At 70.3% G+C, this 18,909-nt stretch carries 12 protein-coding genes; 8 read left to right on the top strand and 4 right to left on the bottom strand.

The genetic code is table 11. The annotated features are described in order from the left end of the window. The first annotated feature begins 39 nt into the window (after positions 1–39). Positions 40–1,317 carry an MFS transporter gene (locus G432_RS09520; protein ID WP_015458613.1) on the top strand — a complete coding sequence of 426 codons (1,278 nt, stop codon included), beginning with the start codon at positions 40–42 and terminating at the stop codon, positions 1,315–1,317. A gap of 85 nt (positions 1,318–1,402) precedes the next feature. Then, positions 1,403–2,056 (top strand): glutathione S-transferase family protein, encoded by a 654-nt coding sequence (locus tag G432_RS09515; protein ID WP_015458612.1) that lies wholly within the window; start codon positions 1,403–1,405, stop codon positions 2,054–2,056. On the opposite strand, the gene G432_RS09510 is transcribed toward G432_RS09515, so the two are convergent. After that, the gene (locus G432_RS09510; RefSeq protein ID WP_015458611.1) at positions 2,031–3,437 is read right to left on the bottom strand and encodes an MATE family efflux transporter; all 1,407 of its coding nucleotides are present in this window, start codon (positions 3,435–3,437) and stop codon (positions 2,031–2,033) included. The two genes, G432_RS09515 and G432_RS09510, sit on opposite strands and share 26 nt — an antisense overlap. A gap of 129 nt (positions 3,438–3,566) precedes the next feature. On the opposite strand from G432_RS09510, the gene zwf reads away from it, so the two are divergent. From zwf to eda, 4 genes are all read left to right on the top strand, one after another. After that, positions 3,567–5,024: a glucose-6-phosphate dehydrogenase gene (gene zwf, locus G432_RS09505; RefSeq protein WP_015458610.1), complete on the top strand. Its 1,458-nt coding sequence runs from the start codon at positions 3,567–3,569 to the stop codon at positions 5,022–5,024. Beyond that, entirely contained in the window at positions 5,017–5,724 is a 708-nt protein-coding gene (gene pgl, locus G432_RS09500; RefSeq protein WP_015458609.1) for a 6-phosphogluconolactonase, read from the top strand. Before zwf ends, pgl begins: the two co-directional genes overlap by 8 nt. Continuing rightward, positions 5,721–7,544: a phosphogluconate dehydratase gene (gene edd, locus G432_RS09495; protein WP_015458608.1), complete on the top strand. Its 1,824-nt coding sequence runs from the start codon at positions 5,721–5,723 to the stop codon at positions 7,542–7,544. The genes pgl and edd overlap by 4 nt, the downstream gene beginning before the upstream one ends. Positions 7,545–7,620: 76 nt before the next feature. Next, complete coding sequence (gene eda, locus G432_RS09490; RefSeq protein ID WP_015458607.1) at positions 7,621–8,232, top strand: bifunctional 4-hydroxy-2-oxoglutarate aldolase/2-dehydro-3-deoxy-phosphogluconate aldolase; 612 nt, start codon at positions 7,621–7,623, stop codon at positions 8,230–8,232. An 8-nt stretch (positions 8,233–8,240) separates the two neighbouring features. Here the strand turns inward: eda and pbpC are convergent, their stop codons facing one another. Both pbpC and G432_RS09480 read right to left on the bottom strand, forming a co-directional pair. Then, positions 8,241–10,370: a penicillin-binding protein 1C gene (pbpC, locus tag G432_RS09485; protein ID WP_015458606.1), complete on the bottom strand. Its 2,130-nt coding sequence runs from the start codon at positions 10,368–10,370 to the stop codon at positions 8,241–8,243. 4 nt (positions 10,371–10,374) lie between these two features. Then, positions 10,375–16,116 carry an alpha-2-macroglobulin family protein gene (locus G432_RS09480; RefSeq protein ID WP_015458605.1) on the bottom strand — a complete coding sequence of 1,914 codons (5,742 nt, stop codon included), beginning with the start codon at positions 16,114–16,116 and terminating at the stop codon, positions 10,375–10,377. Positions 16,117–16,286: 170 nt separating this feature from the next. Here G432_RS09480 and G432_RS09475 point away from each other — a divergent pair, with 170 nt between their 5' ends. Together G432_RS09475 and G432_RS09470 are read left to right on the top strand one after the other, a co-directional pair. Continuing rightward, positions 16,287–17,687: a glycosyl transferase family protein gene (locus G432_RS09475; protein ID WP_015458604.1), complete on the top strand. Its 1,401-nt coding sequence runs from the start codon at positions 16,287–16,289 to the stop codon at positions 17,685–17,687. After that, entirely contained in the window at positions 17,684–18,691 is a 1,008-nt protein-coding gene (locus G432_RS09470; RefSeq protein WP_015458603.1) for a hypothetical protein, read from the top strand. The genes G432_RS09475 and G432_RS09470 overlap by 4 nt, the downstream gene beginning before the upstream one ends. A 21-nt stretch (positions 18,692–18,712) precedes the next feature. On the opposite strand, the gene G432_RS23700 is transcribed toward G432_RS09470, so the two are convergent. Then, positions 18,713–18,883 carry a hypothetical protein gene (locus tag G432_RS23700; RefSeq protein WP_170112616.1) on the bottom strand — a complete coding sequence of 57 codons (171 nt, stop codon included), beginning with the start codon at positions 18,881–18,883 and terminating at the stop codon, positions 18,713–18,715. Positions 18,884–18,909 lie beyond the last annotated feature (26 nt).

The raw sequence follows: 18,909 nt of genomic DNA, 5'->3' as shown, positions 1-18,909 counted from the left end.
CCCCGTCATATCCGTGCTGAAAAGGGCAGGGGATGGTGAATGGCGCACGGCGCACGGCGGCTGAGATCGATCATCGGCGGATCGGCGGGCAATTTCGTCGAATGGTATGACTGGTTCGCCTATGCCTCGCTCAGCATCTATTTCGCGCCGGCCTTCTTCCCGGAGGACAATCCCACCATCCAGCTGATGAACACGGCCGCGATCTTCGCGGTCGGCTTCATCATGCGGCCGGTGGGGGCGTGGGCGATGGGCATCTATGGCGATCGCCATGGCCGCAAGGCGGGGCTGGCCCTGTCGGTGGGGCTGATGTGCGCGGGATCGCTGCTGATCGCGCTCGCGCCCACTTATGCCGCCGCCGGCTGGGCGGCGCCGGTGCTGCTGGTGTTCGCGCGCATGCTGCAGGGGTTGAGCGTGGGCGGCGAGTTCGGCGCCAGCTCCACCTATCTCAGCGAAATGGCGACGGCCGAACGGCGGGGTTTCTGGTCCAGCTTCCAATATGTCACGCTGATCGGCGGCCAGCTCGCGGCGCTTGGCGTCCTCATCGTCCTGCAGGCGCTGCTGGACGAGGCGGCGCTGGAAGCCTGGGGCTGGCGCATCCCGTTCGCTTTGGGGGCGGTGCTGGCGCTGGGCGTGTTCCTGTTCCGCCGGGGCCTGGCCGAAACCCGGCAGTTCGCCGCGATCGATCGCGCCGCGACGCCCGCATCCTCCGCGCGCAACCTCTGGGCCGGGCATCGCCGCGCGACGCTGATGATCGTGGCGATGACGATTGGCGGCACGCTCGCTTTCTATGCCTACACCACCTACCTCCAGAAATTCCTGGTCAACAGCGCCGGCTTCTCCCGGCCGCAGGCGACCGCGATCACGGCCGCCGCGCTCGCCGTCTTCATGCTCCAGCAGCCGCTCTGGGGCTGCCTGTCGGACAGGATCGGCCGCAAGCCGCAGATGATCTTCTTCGGCGTCACCGGCGCGGTCACGACGGTGCCGATCTTCCACGCGCTGGCGGATGCGGGCGATCCCGTGACCGCCTTCTGGCTGGCGCTGATCCCGCTCACCTTGATGTCGGCCTATACGTCCGTCGGCCCGATCACCAAGGCGGAGCTTTATCCCGCCCATATCCGCACGCTCGGCGTGGCGCTGCCTTATGCGCTCGCCAACACCGCCTTCGGCGGCACCGCCGAATATGTCGCCCTGTGGCTCAAGAATGCGGGCGTCGAGGAAGCCTTCTACTGGTATGTCTCCGCCGGGATCGCGATCGCGCTCATCGCCTTCGTGGCGCTGCCCGATACCCGCCGGATCAGCCAGATTTCGGACGACTGATCCGGGGAGGAAGGCGGCCGATCGGCTTCCGGTTGCCAGAAGGCGGCCTTGCCGCGCATCGTGCGGCCATACGGAGGCCTTCGCGATGAGCATCACCATCACCGCCTTCGAACGCTCCCCCGATCGCGGCCGGGGGCTGGCGCGCGACATGCGCGTTCGCTGGGCGCTCGAAGAAACGGGCCAGCCTTACGACGTCCGCCTGCTTTCGTTCGATGCGATGAAGGAGCCGGCGCATCGCGCGCTTCACCCCTTCGGGCAGATTCCGACCTATGAGGAAGGCGACCTCGCCCTGTTCGAGTCCGGGGCCATCGTGCTGCACATCGCGGAGCATCATGCCGGCCTGCTGCCGGACGACGCGAACGGCCGGGCACGCGCGATCGCCTGGATGTTTGCCGCGCTCAACACGGTTGAGCCGCCGATCGTCGACCGGGCGATCGCCGTGCTCCTGGAGGCCGGCAAGAGCTGGCACGAGGAACGCCTGCCTCTCCTCGAGGATCGCGTTCGTGGCCGGCTGGCCGAACTTTCCAGCCGGCTCGGCGATGCCGACTGGCTCGACGATGCGTTCAGCGCCGGCGACCTGCTGATGGTGACGGTGCTGCGCAGGCTGAACGGATCGGGCCTGCTGGAGGAACATCCCAACCTTTCCGCTTATGTCGCCCGCGGCGAAGCGCGGCCGGCCTATAAGCGCGCCTTCGCCGATCAGCTCGCGATATTCACCGTCCGCCCGTCGATCGGCTGACGGCGGGGCCGGCATCGACCAGCCCGATCCGCTCGCGCAAGGCCCAGCGCGCCGTCATCAGCACGGCGACAATGGCGAGGCCGAGCGCGAGGCCCGTCCATATGCCGACCCCCGCCCAGCCGGCGTGGAAGGCCAGCCACGCGCCGAAGGCCAGCCCGATCAGCCAGTAGCCGACCAGCGCGAACAGCATCGGCACCGTCGTGTCGTGCAGGCCGCGCAGCATGCCCGCGCCCACCGCCTGCGCGCCGTCGACGATCTGGAAGAGCGCCGCCAGCGCCAGATAGGATATGGCGAGCCTCACCACCTCGGCATTGGCGGGGTTGTGGGCATCCAGGAAGATGCCGATCAGCAGCCGGGGTGCGGTGATCATCAGGATCGCGGTCAGGCCCATGAAGCCCACGCCCATCGCCCAGGCCGTCCAGCCGGCGCGGCCGATCGCGATCCGGTCGCGCCGCCCCACCGCCAGCCCCACCCGCACCGTCGCTGCCTGCGCCAGCCCCAGCGGCACCATGAAGGTGACGCTGGCGATCTGGATGGCGATGGCATGCGCGGCCAGCGGGTCCTGCCCCAGCAGCCCCATCAGGAACATGGCGGCGTTGAACACCGTCACCTCCAGCCCCAGCGTGATCGCGATCGGCAGCCCCAGCCGCCAGACGGCGCGGAAGCGCGGCCAGTCCGCCCGCCAGAAATGGCCGAACAGGTGGAAACGGCGGAAGCGCGGATGCACGCTCACCACCGTCGCCAGCCCCACGAACATCAAGCTGTTGGCGATGGTCGATCCCAGCCCGGCGCCGACTAGGCCCAGCTGCGGCATGCCGAACCCGCCCAGCACCAGCCCGTAATTGATGACGGCGTTGGCGATCACGCCGCCCACCGCGATCACCAGCGACCAGGCCGGCCGTTCCAGCGCGGCGACGAACACGCGCAGCACCAGATAGAACATGTAGGGCAGCAGCCCCCACATCATCGCGCGCAGGAAATGCCCGCCGTCCGCCGCCAGCGCCGGTTCCTGGCCGAGGAGGAGGAGCACCCGCTCGCCCTGCCACAGCAGCAGCCATAAGGGGACGACCACCGCGACGGCCGCCCACATCGTCTGCCGCACCGTGCGCCGGACGTCGCGCACCGCGTTGAAGCGCGCGCCCACGGCCTTGGCGATCATCGGCGATGCCGCCATCACCAGCCCGCTGCCGATGACGACGCAGGCCATCATCAGGTTGGTGCCGAGCGCGCCGGCCGCCAGCTGCCGCGCGCCCAGCCGGCCGAGCAGGATCACGTCGGTCGCATGGATCGCCGCCTGGGCGAGGTTGGTCAGGACCAGCGGCCACGCCAGCGCCAGCGTCGCGCGCATCTCGTCGCGCCAGGGGGTGGGGGACCGGTTCATGCCGGGCCTTCTATCGGCGCGGGAAAATTTGTCACGCGCGGGCCGTCCGGGCTTTGACGGATGCGCCCGAAACGCGCAGATATGCCGGCGTCCGGTTCGACCGGGCCTACCCGATCGAAAAGGAATCCCATGACGAGTGGAGCGCGTGGTCTTCTGTTGTTCGGCGCCACCGGCGATCTGGCGCAGCGGATGCTGCTGCCCTCGCTGTTCGCGCTCCACGCCGAAGGGCTGATCGCGCCCGATCTCGCCATCACCGGCACGGCGCGCAGCGGCCTGGACGATGCCGGATACCGCGCCTTCGCGGGCGAGGCGCTGGAAAAGCATGTCCCGGAAGAACGGATGGCGCGCGATGCGATTCCGGGCTTCCTGAAGCGGCTGCATTATGTTCCGCTCGATGCGTCCAACCCGGAAGGCTATGCCGCGCTGGGCAAGAAGGTGGGCGCCGCGCGGGAGAATCTCGCCATCTTCCTGTCGACCGCGCCGCAATTGTTCGAGCCCACGATCGCCGGCCTCGCCTCTGCCGGTCTGGCCGGTGACAACGTTCGCATTGGGCTGGAAAAGCCGCTCGGCACCGATCTCGCCTCCAGCCGGGCGATCAACGATGCGGTGGCGGCGGTCTTCCCCGAGGCCAGGACCTTCCGCATCGACCATTATCTCGGCAAGGAAACCGTCCAGAACCTGCTGGCGCTACGCTTCGCCAACCTGATGTTCGAGCCGCTGTGGAACGCCGCCGGGATCGAGCATGTCCAGATCACCGTATCGGAAACCGTCGGCCTCGAAGGGCGGACCGCCTATTTCGACGGATCGGGCAGCCTGCGCGACATGGTGCAGAACCATATGCTCCAGCTGCTCGCTCTGGTCGCCATGGAGCCGCCCGCCCATTTCGATGCCCGCGCCGTGCGCGACGAGAAGGTGAAGGTGCTGCGCTCGCTCCGCCCGATCGATCGCGAGACCGCGCTCACCCACACGGTGATCGGCCAATATGCCAAGGGTGCGGTCGGCGGCGTGCCGGTGCCCGGCTATGTCGAGGAGCTGGGCCGGCCTTCGGATACGGAGACCTTCGTCGCCCTGAAGGCGCATGTCGATAACTGGCGCTGGAAGGGGGTGCCCTTCTACCTGCGCACCGGCAAGCGCATGCCCAACCGCCAGTCGGAGATCATCATCCAGTTCCGCCCCGTGCCGCATTCGATGTTCGCCGAGCGCGGCGGCCGGGTGCATGCCAACAAGCTCGTCATCCGCCTCCAGCCCGAGGAAGAGATCCGCCTGCTGGTGATGGCGAAGGAGCCGGGCCTCGATCGCGAGGGCATCCGCCTGCGCGAGGTGCCGCTCGATCTGTCGCTCACCACCGCCTTCGCCGGCAGCCGGCGGCGCATCGCCTATGAGCGGCTGCTGCTCGACCTGATCGAGGGCGATCCCACCCTGTTCGTCCGCCGCGACGAGGTGGAGGCGCAATGGGAATGGGTCGATGCGATCCGCGATGGCTGGACGGCGAACGGGATGACGCCCAAGAGCTATCCGGCGGGCACCTGGGGCCCGTCGGCGGCGATAGCGCTGACCGAACGTGACGGAGTGAGTTGGCATGATTGAAGCGGAATGGTGGGATTATGACGATGCCGATGAGATGGCCGATGCCGTCGCCGGCGACGTCGGCTTCATCATCGAAAGCGCACTGGACGCACGCGGCCAGGCCCTGATCGCGCTGCCGGGCGGCAAGACGCCCGCGCCGGTCTTCGCGAAGCTGGCGAACGCGAAGATCAAGTGGAAGAACGTCACCATCATCCCCACCGACGATCGGCTGGTGGCGGTCAATGATCCGCTGAGCAACGTCGCGATGATCGCGCGCACCTTCCTGCCGCTGGGCGCGCGGGTGATGCCGATCGTCAGCGAGGCCGCGACCGATCATCACGCGGCCGGTAAGGCCGCCGACGCGCGGCTGCAGGATCTGCACTGGCCGCCCGATCTCGTCTGGCTGGGCATGGGCGCGGACGGGCATACCGCCTCGATCTTCGCCGGGCCGGATCAGGACGAGGCGCTGAACGGCCCCAAGGCGCGCCGCGCGGTGGGCGTGCTGCCCGATCCGCTGCCGCCCGAGGCCCCCGTCGCCCGCGTCACGCTGACCCGCGCGGCGATTCTTTCGGCGCGCACCATCCTCATCACCCTTTCCGGCGACGCCAAGCGCAAGGTGCTGGAAAAGGCGATCGCGGACGGCCCGCTTTCGACCGTGCCGATCGGCCGGGTGCTGGCCGATGCCGAACAGCCGATCGATATCCACTGGTCCGCGGCATGACTGATCTTCACCCGATTATATCGTCAGTTACGTCTCGGGTGGTGGAGCGGTCGGCGGCGGGGCGCGGGGCGTATCTGGAGCTGATCGAGCGGGAGCGGGATGGCGGGGTGGATCGTCCGCGTCTGTCGTGCGGCAACCTGGCGCACGGTTTCGCGGCGTCGGGGGCGGACAAGCCCGCGATCCGGGCGGGCGGGGCGATGAACGTCGGGATCGTCACCGCCTATAACGACATGCTTTCGGCCCATCAGCCTTATGGCGGCTATCCGGAGCGGATGAAGCTCTGGGCGCGCGAGGCGGGGATCACCGCGCAGGTGGCGGGCGGGGTGCCGGCGATGTGCGACGGGGTGACGCAAGGGCAGCGCGGCATGGAGCTGTCGCTGTTCAGCCGCGACGTGATCGCCCTGTCGACGGCGGTGGCGCTGAGCCACGGCATGTTCGAGGGCGCGGCCCTGCTCGGCATCTGCGACAAGATCGTGCCGGGCCTGCTGATCGGCGCGCTGCGCTTCGGCCATCTGCCGATGGTGCTGGTGCCGGCCGGGCCGATGCCCTCGGGGCTGGCCAACAAGGAGAAGCAGCGCGTCCGCCAGCTTTATGCCGAAGGCAAGGTCGGCCGGGCGGAGCTGCTGGAGGCGGAGGCCGCCTCCTATCACGATGCCGGCACCTGCACCTTCTACGGCACGGCCAATTCCAACCAGATGATGATGGAGGTGATGGGCCTGCACGTGCCGGGCGCGGCCTTCATCAATCCGGGCACCAAGCTGCGGCAGGAAGTGACGCGCGCCGCCGTCCACCGGCTGGCGGCAATCGGCTGGGGTGGCGAGGATTACCGCCCGATCGGCCGCGTGATCGACGAGAAGGCGATCGTCAACGCCGCGGTCGGCCTGCTGGCGACGGGCGGATCGACCAACCACGCCATCCACCTGCCGGCGATCGCGCGGGCGGCGGGCATCGTCATCGACTGGGAGGATCTCGACCGGCTGTCCTCGGCGGTGCCGCTGATCGCGCGCGTCTATCCCAACGGATCGGGCGACGTGAACCATTTCCAGGCGGCCGGCGGCATGGCCTATGTGATTTCCACCCTGCTCGATGCGGGCCTGCTCCACGGCGATATCCTCACCATCTGGCAGGGGGGGCTGCGCGCCTATGCGGCCGATCCGGTGCTGGCAGGCGACAGCCTAGCCTGGCAGCCGGCGCCGGCCGAGCCCCTGGACCCGCAGATGCTGCGGCCGGTGGCCGATCCGTTCCAGCCGGATGGCGGGATGCGGCTGCTCCAGGGCAATCTCGGCCGGGCGACGATGAAGACGAGCGCGGTCGATCCGTCCCGCTGGACGATCGAGGCGCCGGCGCGGGTGTTCCACGACCAGGACGATGTGAACCGGGCGTTCAAGGCGGGCGAGCTGGATCGCGACGTGGTGGTGGTGGTGCGCTTCCAGGGCCCGCGCGCCAACGGCATGCCGGAACTGCACAAGCTGACGCCGCCTTTGGGCGTGCTGCAGGACAAGGGGTTCAAGGTGGCGCTGGTGACGGACGGGCGGATGTCGGGGGCGTCGGGCAAGGTGCCGGCTGCGATCCACATCACGCCGGAAGCGCTTGGCGGCGGCCCGCTGGCGCGGCTGCGCGACGGCGATGTCGTCCGCGTCTGCGCCGCCACCGGCACGCTGCAGGCGCTGGTCGACGAGGCCGAATGGGCATCCCGCCCCGAAGCCGCCCCGCCCCGCGCCCAGCCAGGCACCGGCCGCGAACTCTTCGCCTTCATGCGCCACTCCGCCGACGGCGCCGAACAAGGCGCCTCCGCCATGCTGGCGAGCGCCGGCCTGTGATCGGGGGCGCTGATCGCCATCTATCCTGACGGGCCTGCCCGGCCCGAAGAGCATGCAGAAGGACCAAGGACCGAAGATGAATATCGATGACGTGATGGAGCTGGCGCCCGTGGTCCCCGTGCTGGTGGTGGAGGATGTGGCCCATGCCCGCCCGATCGCCGAGGCGCTGGTGGCCGGCGGCCTGCGCGCGCTGGAAGTGACGCTGCGCACGCCCGCCGCGCTGGATGTGATCCGTGAGATGGCGAAGGTGGAGGGCGCCGTGGTCGGCGCCGGCACCGTGCTCAACGCCGATCAGCTCGAACAGGCGGTGGATGCCGGCGCGCGCTTCATCGTCAGTCCCGGCCTCACCAAGGCGCTCGGCCGCGCGGCGATCACCAGCGGCATTCCCTTCCTGCCGGGCATCGCCACCTCCGCCGATATCATGCGCGGCCTCGATCTCGGCCTCACCCGCTTCAAATTCTTCCCGGCGGAAGCCAATGGCGGCATTCCCGCCCTGAAGGCGCTGGCCGCCCCCTTCCATACCGTCCGCTTCTGCCCCACCGGCGGGATCACGGAGAAGACCGCGCCGGACTGGCTCGCCATCCCGGCCGTGAAGTGCGTCGGCGGCAGCTGGGTGGTCGGCAAGGGCGAGCCCGATCGCGCGGCGATCGAGGCCGCCGCCCGCGCGGCCTCCGCGCTGCGCGGCTGAACCGCCTCCTACCGCACGCTGAACAGCACCCGGTCCACCGCCCTGCCGCCGGCATCGACCAGCAGCAGGCGGTGCTGGCCCGGTCCGGCGAATATCAGCGGCTGGCTGTCTGCCGGCCCCAGATCGCGCCGGTCCAGCATCAGGCGATGGCCCTCCACCGCGCCGGAGGTGGCGATGCGGATGCGCTGGCGGTCCATCGGGATGTCGGGATCGATCGCATAGACGGTGCCGGCCACCGGATCGGCGATGCGCGGCCGCCGCGCGGCCGGCGGGGTGGCGGCGACGATCGCCTGCCCCGTCCCCTTCAGGAACCATTCGCCGCGCGGCGGCTCGACATCGCCGGCAAAGCGGATGGCGCGGCGCTCCAGCCCCGGCGGCGGGGCGGGGCGGCGGCCCGGCCTGTCGCGATGCAGGGCCAGCATCACCTCCCTCCACACCGGCGCCGCGCCGCTGGTGCCGGAAACGCCGCGCATGGGATCGCCTTCCAGATTGCCCACCCACACCGCCACGGTGAAGCGATCGGAAAAGCCGATGCACCAATTGTCGCGCATAGCCTTGGACGTGCCGGTCTTCACCGCTGCCCAGAAGGGCAGGCGCAGCGCGCTATCCAGCCCGAAGGTCACGGCCCGCGCGCCGGGATCGGCCATCATGTCGGCGGCCAGAAAGGCGGCCTGCGGCGTGAACACGGTGCGCGGCGACGCCTTCGGATCGTCCGCCCGGATGCGCAGCGGCGTATAACGCCCGCTGTTCGCCAGGGTGCGATAGGCATCGGCCTGCTCCAGCAGCGTCACCTCGGCCGATCCCAGCGCCAGGCTGAAGCCGTAATAATCGCCGTCCTCGGTCAGGCCGCCATAGCCCGTCTCGGCCAGCCGCTCGCGGAACGGCTCCACCCCCGTCAGCAGCAATGTGCGCACGGCGGGGACGTTCAGCGACCCGGCCAGCGCCGTGCGGGCCGATACTATGCCCTTGAAGTTCCGGTCGTAATTCTGCGGGACATAGAGGCCCGAGGCGGTATCGAGCTGGACGGGCGAATCCTCGATCATCGATGCCGGCGTCAGCCAGCCCTTCTCCATCGCCTGCGCGTAGAGGAAGGGCTTCAGCGTCGATCCCGCTTGCCGATAGGCGTCCGCCCCGTCCACCGCCGCCGCCGTCGATAGCCCGCCGACGCCGCCGACATAGGCCAGCACGTCGCCGCTCGCATTGTCGGCCACCACCACCGCGCCGTCGCGCGCGCGGCCGGCGCCCAGCCCGCGCAGCTGGCGGGCGAGCGCGGCGGCGGCGATGCGCTGGATGTCGCGGTCCAGCGTCGTCGTCACCGCCATGCCCGGCTGGCGCAGCAGCTTCACCGCCAGATGGGGCGCGAGGCCGGGGTCGAGCGCCAGCCGCCGCGCCGGCCCCAGCATCGCCACCGCATCGGCCTGCAGGCGCGCGCAATCGGCCCGCCGCCCGATCGCGCAGGCGCGCCGCGCCACCTCGGCGGCGCTCGCCTGCGGGGCGGGCAGCAAGGCCGTCAGCAGCAGTGCATCGTCGGGCGAAAGCGCGGCCGGCGTCTTGCCGAACAGCGTGAGCGCGGCCGCGCCCACGCCCTGCGCCTCGCCGCGAAAGCCGGCCAGGTTCAGATAGGCTTCCAGTATCTCGTCCTTGGACCAGCGCGCCTCCAGCGCGCGCGCCGCGCGCATCTGGCGCAGCTTATCCCGCCAGCTCCGTGCGCCGGGCCGGGCGAGATCGGGCGCGAGGAAGGCGGCGAGCTGCATCGACAGCGTCGATGCGCCGCGCGGCCGCTTGCCGGAAAGCCGGTCCCGCGCCGATCCCGCCAGCGCCCACCAGTCCACGCCATCATGATGGAAGAAGCGCCGGTCCTCGGCGGCGACCAGGGTTTCGCGCAACGCCGGCGCGATCGCGTCCAGTTCGGTCCATGCCAGCCGCCGCGCCTGGAAGTCGACGCGCTCGGCATCGAGCAGCCGGCCGTCGCGGTCGCGCAGCCACGCCTCGCTCGGCCGGTAGGCCGCCCGCACCCCGGCATAGCCCGGCATGGCCGGCGGCAGGGTCCACAGCCAGAGCCCCGCCAGCCCGATCGCCAGCGCGAGGACGGCGGCGGTCAGGCCATTGATCGGGGTGAGCCAGCGAACAGGACGCATCACGTCACCTGAGTGCCACCGTCACCGGCTGGTTGGGCAGCGCCGCGTGGATATCGGGCGAATACATCGCCTCCACCCGCGTCGGCGGCAGCTGGAAGGTGCCGGCCCCGTTCAGCCGCACGGCATATTCCACGGTGAAGCGCCCGCGCGGCACCCATTCGAAATAGCCGCGCCACGCATCCAGCCCGCGCCCGACATAGGATGGCTGCACGCCTTCCCCGTCCGATGCCTGATCGGCCAGCTGCTGCGATTGCCCGCCGAGGTTGCCGACGATGGTGGCGCCCGCCGGGATGGGATCGCTCACCACCACCCAGTTGCGTTCCGCCGTGGCATCCACGCTGATGCGGATCCTGAGGACGTCGCCGCGCGTGAACCGCCCTTTCACCCGCTGCTGGATCACGCTCACCTGCCTTTCGATGCGGTATCCGGCGAACAGCGGCTGGCGAAGCGGCACGGCGGCGGTCAGCGCGACCTGCGCCCACGGCCCGCCTCCGCCGTTCTGCGCCAGCAGCAAGGGCGCGCGGGCGGCGGGCAAGGGCAGGCGGAGCAGGGGCGCATCGGTGGGCCTCGGCCAGCTCTGGCTGCGGGTCGTGCTGCCGAGCGTGGCCGTGGTGGTGCCGGCCACCGCTTCGGCGGGGTAGAGCGCGGCGAAGCGCTTTGCCGCCAGCGCCCCCCAGGCATTGGCCGGCGTCGTATCCCAATGGCCGCGCTTCTGGCGCAGCGCCACGCCCACCATCATGCGGGGGCCATCCTCCTGCCAGCCGGGCCGGCCGAGAATGGCCATGAGGGCGCGGATCGCCATCTCGTCCCCGCTCGTCATCATCCACCAGGGCGCGGCGCCGGCATCGTTGAGGTCGAAGCGCGATCCTTCATAGACGAGGCGCGATCGCAGCACGCGTTCCGCCTCCTGCCGCAGGGCGGGATCGCCGCCGGTGCGGTCGATCGCGACCAGCCAGTCGGCAAGCGCGGAGCTGGGCATGTCGGCGGGCCTGAGGCCGATCTGGCCCAGCATCGCCGACGTCGCGGCGCCGTTGCGGGCCAAGGCGGCCAGCGCCGCCAGCCGCAGGTAGCGCCGCTCGCCGATCCCCTGGCCGGCGCTTTCGACGCGGCCGTCCACCACCGCCTTCAGTGCCTCGATCATCCGCGCCCTGGCGGCCTCGGGAAGGACGAAGCCGGCTTCGGCGGTGATGTGGAGAACGTAGGCGGTCAGCGCCTCGCTGCCTTCCATGCTTTCCACGGGGAAGTAGCGGAGCAGGCCGTTGCGATCGATATAGGCCGGGATCTCGCCCGCCAGCCGGCCCCAGGCGCCGGCATCGTCCGTCGCCACCGCCTTGGACAGGCGCTGCTCGAAACAGTCATAGGGGTAGGCGGCCATGTAGCGGCGCACGCCGTCCAAGGGTGGGGCGAGGCTGTCGGTCAGCCGGATCGAAACCTCGCCGCGCCCCGGCAGGGCGCCGGCGGGCGGCGCCAGCATGATGCTGGTCTGCGGGCCGACGCGGACCAGCGTCGCCGCCCAGGTTTCCAGCGGGACGGCGGGCGCCACCTCCTGGTTCACCGTGATCCTGTCCACCGCCCGCCCGTCCGAGGCGCGGGCCGATACCGTCCAGCGGAGCCGATCGATGCCCGCCGGCGCCGGCAGGTTCCAGGTGACGGGCGCCGCACCGCCGGCCGGGATCGTCACGGTGAGCGGCCGGGCGGTGCCGATGCGGGGCGCGACCTCCGCCGTCGCCGTCACGGTCATCGGCCGGTCCGATCCGTTGCGCAGCGTGAAGCTCGCGCCGTAGAAATCGCCGGATCGGACGAGCGGCGGCAGGCCCGAATAGAGCGTCAGGTCCTGCGTCGTCCGCACGGTGGCGCTGCCGGTGCCGAAGCGATCGGCGCCCGCCGTGGCGATCGCCACCAGCCGGAAGGAGGAAAGCGCGTCGGACAGCGGCACCGCCACCTTGGCGCGGCCCTGCGGGTCGAGTGGCACGCGCCCCTTCCACAGCAGCACCGGACGGAAATCCTCGCGGTTGACGGCGGAAAGGTCGCCACCGCCGCCGCCGCCCGCCGCCAGCGCCTTGCGACCATAATGGCGCTTGCCCACCACCTGCATCTGCGCGGTGGAGGTGAGCACGGACAGCGGCCGTTCGCCCATCATCGCATCGATCAGCGCCCAGCTCGGGTTGGGGGAAAGCTGCAGCAGCGCCTTGTCCACGGCGGCAAAGGCGATCTCGGCGGATTTCGGCGCCGTGCCGGCGGCGTCCTTCACCTGCACGCTCACCTGTGCCGTATCGCGGATGCGATATTCGTCGCGATCGGCCTTCACGTCGACAGCGAGCTGGTGCGCCTCCCACCCGACATTGATCTTGGCGATGCCCAGCCGGAAGCTCGGCTTGGCCAGGTCGACCAGCGCGGTGGGGGCGGCGCCTTCCCGGCTGAAGAAGGGCAGGCCCCAATCGCGGGCGAGATTGGCCAGCCACAGCCTGAACCCGCCGATGCGCCCGCGCACGGCCATTACCGATACATAGACGTCGGGCGCATAGGCGCCGTTCAGCGGCACCTCGATCACCGGGTCCTTGCCCGAAAGTTTCGTCACGAAGCTGCCGATCACGCCCTCGCGCTCGACGGTGACGAGCGCGGTCGCCTCGCGGAAGGGCATGCGAACCTGGAAACGGGCGGTCTCGCCCGATTTATAGTCCAGCCGCTCGGGCACCAGGTCCATCCGGTCGCCATTGTCGCCGCCGAACCACCAGTCGTCCTCGCCCGCCAGCCATAGCGATCGGACGGCGCGGCTGGCATTGCCGGCATCGTCCTCCGCGGTGGCCACCGCATAGATCTCGCCCGAAACGCCGGGATCGATCCGGCATTCCGCCAGCCCCAGCGAATCCGTCTTGGTGGTGCAGCCCTGCTTCAGCCGGGTGGTGCGGGCGCTGTTGTCATAGGCGTAGAAGCCGCCGATCAGCCGGCGCCGGGCCGAAATCACCTCGCGGCTGTAAAGCTCCACCTTCACCTTGCGGCCGATCACCGGCCGGCCGTCCACGTCCAGCACCACCAGCTTGAGGCGAAGATCGTCCTCCTTCATCAGCCAGCCGTCGGTCTTCAGCCCGACGCGGACGGCGGATGGATAGATGGGCAGGCGGCGGGAAGCGGTCAGCACCTCGCCATTGGCGTCCTGATAATCCATCTCGACCGCCATCACGGTCGGCTGGTCGATCGCCTGCGGTATCTCCACATTGGTGTGCGCCGTGCCCTGGCCGTCGAGCGTGACGGGCAGCATCTGCACGCCAGGCAGGGCCGCGCCGCCAATCTCGCCGCCGTCGCCGTCCAGCGGCTTCACCCCGGCTTCGATCCTGGCGCCGCCGAAGCTCCAGCCCTCCCAGCCCTTGGGCGTGCTGTCGTCGGTCTGGAAGGCGGTGCGCAGCGTGACGCCCATGTTCGATGCGCCGCCGCCGGAAAGATAGCCCACGAACAGGTCGACCGGCAGCAGCCGGGGGCGCACGGCCGCCGCCTTGGGGCCGGTGATGGTCGCGCGCATCGTCGGCAGGCGATATTCGTCCACCCGGATCGACTGGTTGGTGAAGATCGTCCGGTCGCCCGACACGATCGTAAGATCGTAATCGCCCTGCGGCGCCCCGGCGGGCGCCGTCCATGCCGTCTCGCCGATGCCGTCGGCGCCGATGTCCAGCGGCAGATCGAACTGGGTGTCCGATCCGCGATGGGTGAGCCGCAGTACGCCCTGCAACCGCCCGGCGAAGGTGAAGCCGGCGGCCACCGGGCGGCGCAATATATGCTTCATGTGCACGGTATCGCCCGCGCGCATCAGGCTGCGGTCGAAGATGGTGTGGAAGATGTCGGTATCGTCGGACCAGCCATAAGGCAGGTCGAAATCATAAGGCTGGATGCCCTTCGACCAGTTCGTCAGGGTGAAGCTGAAATCGCCGTCCTTGCGGGCGGATATCATCAGCGGATGGGATGCGTCGGGATCGCAGGCGCCGTAGGTCTCGGGCTCCGGCAGGCGGCGGATCGCCAGCCGGCCGCGCGCGTCGCTGCGGCCCTGCGCCAGCAGGCGGCCGGAACAGCTGTCGGTTATCCGCACGTCGGCGCCGGCGACGGCATCGCCGCTGTCGAGCGCCGTCACCCAGGCGAGCGAAGTATTGCGCCCCCACTTGAAATGAACGGCGAGGTTGGTGACGAGCGCGCCTGCGGAAACATAGCGGGTGGCATCGCGGCCCAGCAGCGCGCGGCCCAGCGCGGGGCTCGCCAGCTCGACGACGTAGAAGCCGGGCTTGGCCAGCGGGATGCCGACCACTTCGAACTGCCGGCCCTTGCCGGGCAGCGCCAGCGACATCGGGCGGGCGCCGGCCACGTTCCTCAGCACCGGGTTCGCGCCGGTGTGGTTGACCGTCACCTTCTCCTTGCCGCGTCCCTCCTCCCGGAAATCATTGTCGTCAGCCTTGTCGATCGTGCGCAGCCAGCGGGCGACGGCCCCGTCGTCGCCATCGATACGGGCGATATTGCCGCCCACCGCCAGCGTGCCGCCCTGCAATGCCGGTTCGACATTGCGCACGGTGACGGGCAGCATCCCGCCTTCCTTCGCCTCCAATATCCCGAACGGCGCCGCGAACTTCACCAGCGGCGGCGCGGCATCGAAGCGGATGTCGAGCGGAAAGCGCCCGGCATTGGCAAGCGGGCGGCCGCTATCGTCGATCAGCCGTTCCGGCAGCAGCAGCCTGCCGTCCACCGATTCGGGGAAGGGCGCCTTGAAGCGGACGGCGCTGACCTGCGCGGCGCTCTTGTCCGCGATCTCGGGCCGCAGCTCGGTGCCGTCGGCAAGGCGGATGCGGATGCCTTCGGCCGCCGCGCGCGCGATGGGGGCGGTGAAGCGGACATTGGCGGGCTCGACGGGGCTGCAGCCGGCCTGCGGATTCACCCGCGAACATTCGAACCGCGCCTCGAACGCCTTGCGCACCGTGAAATCGAAGCGCTGGTCCGCGCCGGCCGTGCGTCCGCCCGGCCCGCTGATGCCGGCACCCCACAGCAGCGCCATGTCGCGCCCCGGCGGCAGCGGGCGGCGGCATTTGAGCGCGGTGATGCCGGCGAGCGCCGTCGCCCGTTCCCCGGCGTCCCTGGGCAGGACTTCCGGCAGGCCGGCTTCCGAGAGGAAATTGCGCACCTCGTAGCGATCCGGCCCCATGCCGGCGAGGATGTCGCCCACGGTCGCGGGCGGCAGCACGTCCACCGCGATCTTCTCGCCGATGCCGTCGACGGCGCAATAAGCGGCCTGCGCCACGGAGGCGCGATCCGGCACGACATTGGCGGCGACGAGGAATATCTGGTCCTCGGCCACGTCCCCGCCATAGCGCGACGGCAGGACGGCGCGGGCGACGGGACCGCCTGTATCGATCACGAAGCGCTGCTGGCCGGCAAGGGTCGCGCCCCGCAGCGTCTTCAGCCCGTCGCGCAGCGATAGGGCGCAGGAAAGCCCGCCGGGCAGCGCCCGATCGAATTCATGGACGTAGATCGACTGGTCGACCCAGCGGCCCTTGCCCGGAACCGGGCAGGCGACGGCGAAGGGCGCGGCCGCGCGCGGATCGCCCAGCGGCACCATCGGTTCGGAAAAGCGCATGGTGAAGCGTTCGATCAGGCCGCCCGCGCCGCCGGGCCTCGCCATCACCACCTGCGGAGCGACGTCGCTGGAGGCCGCGACGGGCGCGAGGACCAGCAGCAGGGCCGCCCAGCGCATTCCGAAAAGCCGCCGCATCATCCGCTCCCCTTTTCATTGTGGTTCGAAAATGCCGTCTGGCGGACAGGGAATCCAGCCGCAATCGAAGGTCAACGGCAATCGAGGCAAAGTAAAGCCCGGCATTATTATGGCATTATCGTCTTGCGCGGTCGAACTCCGCGCGACATGTTCCCGTCCCGGGGGGCAGGAGAATGCCGGGAGCGGGGGCTTTGCCATGGCTTCTCGATGCCGCATTGCGCGAAGTCGCGTTATTTGCGGCCATCGGGATCCTGATCGGTGGGATCGACGATCTCGCCATGGATATGCTGTGGCTGCTGCGCACCGCGAAGCGGCGGCTCACCGTCTATCGCCGTCATCGGCCCGCCACGGCCGCCCGCCTGCCGCCGCCCGATAGCCCCGGCCGGATCGCCATCTTCATCGGTGCCTGGGACGAAGGCGAGGTGATCGGCCCGATGCTCCGCCATGCGCTCGATCGGCTGGATCATGCCGATTTCCGCATATTCGTGGGCGTCTATCCCAATGATCCGGCGACACAGATGGCCGTCCGGGCCGTGCAGGCGAACCATGCGCGCGGCGGCCGGGTGCGGATGGTCGACGGGCGGCTGCCCGGCCCGACCACCAAGGCCGAATGCCTGAACCGCCTCTGGCTGGCGCTGCTGGAGGAGGAAAGGGCGACCGGCATCCGCTTCAAGGCGATCGTGCTGCACGATGCCGAGGACGTCGTGCACCCGGCCGAGCTTGTCGTGTTCGACCGGCTGATCGAACGCTTCGCCTTGGTGCAGCTGCCGGTGATCCCGCTGGTGGTGCCGGGCTCGCTCTGGATCAGCGGCCATTATTGCGACGAGTTTGCCGAGGCGCACGGGAAACAGCTGGTCGTGCGCGAGGCGATCGGCGCGGCGCTTCCTTCCGCAGGCGTGGGATGCGCGATCGCGCGCGATACGATCGCCCGGATCGCGGCCACGCGCGGCGGCCTGCCCTTCGACGCCGACAGCCTGACGGAGGATTATGAGCTTGGGCTGCGCGTCGCCGAAATGGGCGGACGCGGCGTCTTCGTGCGATTGCCGGTGGACGATGGCGGGCCGCTGGTGGCGGTGCGCGCCTATTTCCCGGCGACGATCGACGCGGCGGTGCGGCAGAAGACGCGCTGGCTGATCGGCATCGCGCTGGCGGGCTGGGACCGGCTGGGCTGGCGCGGCGGCATCGCCGAACATTGGATGCGGCTGCGCGATCGCCGGGCGGTGCTGGCCGCGCTGATCGTGAGCGCGGCCTATCTCGCCTTGCTGCTGTGGGCGGCCGCGGCGGTGGCGCATCGGGCCGGCGGCCTGCCCGCGCCGGTGCTCGATCCGCCGCTGTCCACATTGTGCTGGATCAACCTCGGCCTGCTCGGCTGGCGCATGGCGATGCGCTGCTGGATGGTCTGGCGCTTTTACGGTGCGCGTGAGGCGATGCGCGCGCCGGTGCGGATGATGGTGGGCAATATCATCAGCATCATGGCCGCCTGGCGCGCGCTGCTCTTCTATCTGCGGAGCGGGCGCACCGCGCTCCGATGGGACAAGACGCGCCATCGCTTCCCGGCCGGCGGCGCCGAATGAAGCTGGCTGCGCCGCCGATCCGCTTTCTGGCCTTGGTGGTGGCGTCCTGGATCGGCGCGCGGATATGGTGGGTGCAGGGAAGCGACGCCGCCGATGCGCCTCCGCTCCTGACGGCGCGGTGGGATATCCGGCCGCAATCGCCGCCGCCGCATCGGGATATCCATCCATCGTTTCTCGCGTATGCCGATCCGGGTCCGGAGCCGGAGACGGCGGGGGTGGCGAAGACCCGGTTGGCCGCACATGTCCCGGTATTTCCCTGGCCCGTCACCCAGGTGGCGGACGGGCCGGAGGATGCTCCGGTCCCTGCATCAGGCCCGCCACCGTTTCCACCCTCCGATCTCCCGGTCGCTCCCGTGGATGTGGCGCCGGCGGAAGGCTCGCGCTGGTCGGGTAGTCTTTATCTCTTCGCGCGCGGCGGGGGCGGCGAAGGGCTGGCGGCGGGCGGCCAGCTTGGCGGAGGGCAGGTGGGCGGCCGGATCGCCTGGCGGGCGAATCGCGATCTCAGCCTCGCCGCCCGGCTCTATGCGCCGACCGATTCGCCGCGCGCGGCCGAAGGCGCGATCGGCATCGATCTCCACCCCTTGCCCGACCGGGCGATCCGCCTGTCGATCGAGCGGCGAATCGATCTTGGCGGCGAGGGCCGCAATGCCTGGTCGGCCTATGCGGCGGGCGGATTCTGGCGGGCGCTGGGGGCGGGGATGGAGGCTGACGGCTATGCCCAGGCCGGGATTGTCGGCATCCATGCGCGCGATCTGTTGGCCGACGGCGCGGTCCGCATCGCCCATCGCCGGGATATTGCGCCCGATGTCGCCCTGCGGCTGGGCGCGGGGGCATGGGGCGGTGCCCAGCCCGGCGCGAACCGCCTCGATATCGGCCCCCGTGCCGCGATCAGCCTGCCGATCGCGGGAGCGATGGTGACGGGCGCGCTGGAAGGCCGTTTCCGCGTGGCGGGCGACGCCACGCCCGGATCCGGCGTGGCCTTCACCCTCGCGACCGATTTCTGAAGCCCCCCGCGGGCTGGCCGATCAGGAGGCCTTGTCGCCCTTCTTGTTGCGATTGGCGTAGAGCAGAGCGGCGACGATCGCGGCCGATCCGATCGCGACGCCCACGCCGATGCCCGCCGCGGGCGTGATCCGGCCGGCCTTCTTGGTGCCGGACGATTGCGCCTTGCCGGTGGTCGATTCGGATTCGGACATCGGATTCTCCTCTACGCGAACGGCGC

The organism is Sphingomonas sp. MM-1 (genome assembly GCF_000347675.2).
Taxonomy (GTDB): domain Bacteria; phylum Pseudomonadota; class Alphaproteobacteria; order Sphingomonadales; family Sphingomonadaceae; genus Sphingomonas_E; species Sphingomonas_E fennica.
This window is presented reverse-complemented; position numbering and strand designations above follow the sequence as displayed.

Coding starts and splice junctions, on each gene's coding strand:
- G432_RS09520 (WP_015458613.1), top strand. CDS start 40: ATGGCGCACGGCGCACGGCGGCTGAGATCGATCATCGGCGGATCGGCG.
- G432_RS09515 (WP_015458612.1), top strand. CDS start 1,403: ATGAGCATCACCATCACCGCCTTCGAACGCTCCCCCGATCGCGGCCGG.
- G432_RS09510 (WP_015458611.1), bottom strand. CDS start 3,437: ATGAACCGGTCCCCCACCCCCTGGCGCGACGAGATGCGCGCGACGCTG.
- zwf (WP_015458610.1), top strand. CDS start 3,567: ATGACGAGTGGAGCGCGTGGTCTTCTGTTGTTCGGCGCCACCGGCGAT.
- pgl (WP_015458609.1), top strand. CDS start 5,017: ATGATTGAAGCGGAATGGTGGGATTATGACGATGCCGATGAGATGGCC.
- edd (WP_015458608.1), top strand. CDS start 5,721: ATGACTGATCTTCACCCGATTATATCGTCAGTTACGTCTCGGGTGGTG.
- eda (WP_015458607.1), top strand. CDS start 7,621: ATGAATATCGATGACGTGATGGAGCTGGCGCCCGTGGTCCCCGTGCTG.
- pbpC (WP_015458606.1), bottom strand. CDS start 10,370: ATGCGTCCTGTTCGCTGGCTCACCCCGATCAATGGCCTGACCGCCGCC.
- G432_RS09480 (WP_015458605.1), bottom strand. CDS start 16,116: ATGATGCGGCGGCTTTTCGGAATGCGCTGGGCGGCCCTGCTGCTGGTC.
- G432_RS09475 (WP_015458604.1), top strand. CDS start 16,287: ATGCCGGGAGCGGGGGCTTTGCCATGGCTTCTCGATGCCGCATTGCGC.
- G432_RS09470 (WP_015458603.1), top strand. CDS start 17,684: ATGAAGCTGGCTGCGCCGCCGATCCGCTTTCTGGCCTTGGTGGTGGCG.
- G432_RS23700 (WP_170112616.1), bottom strand. CDS start 18,883: ATGTCCGAATCCGAATCGACCACCGGCAAGGCGCAATCGTCCGGCACC.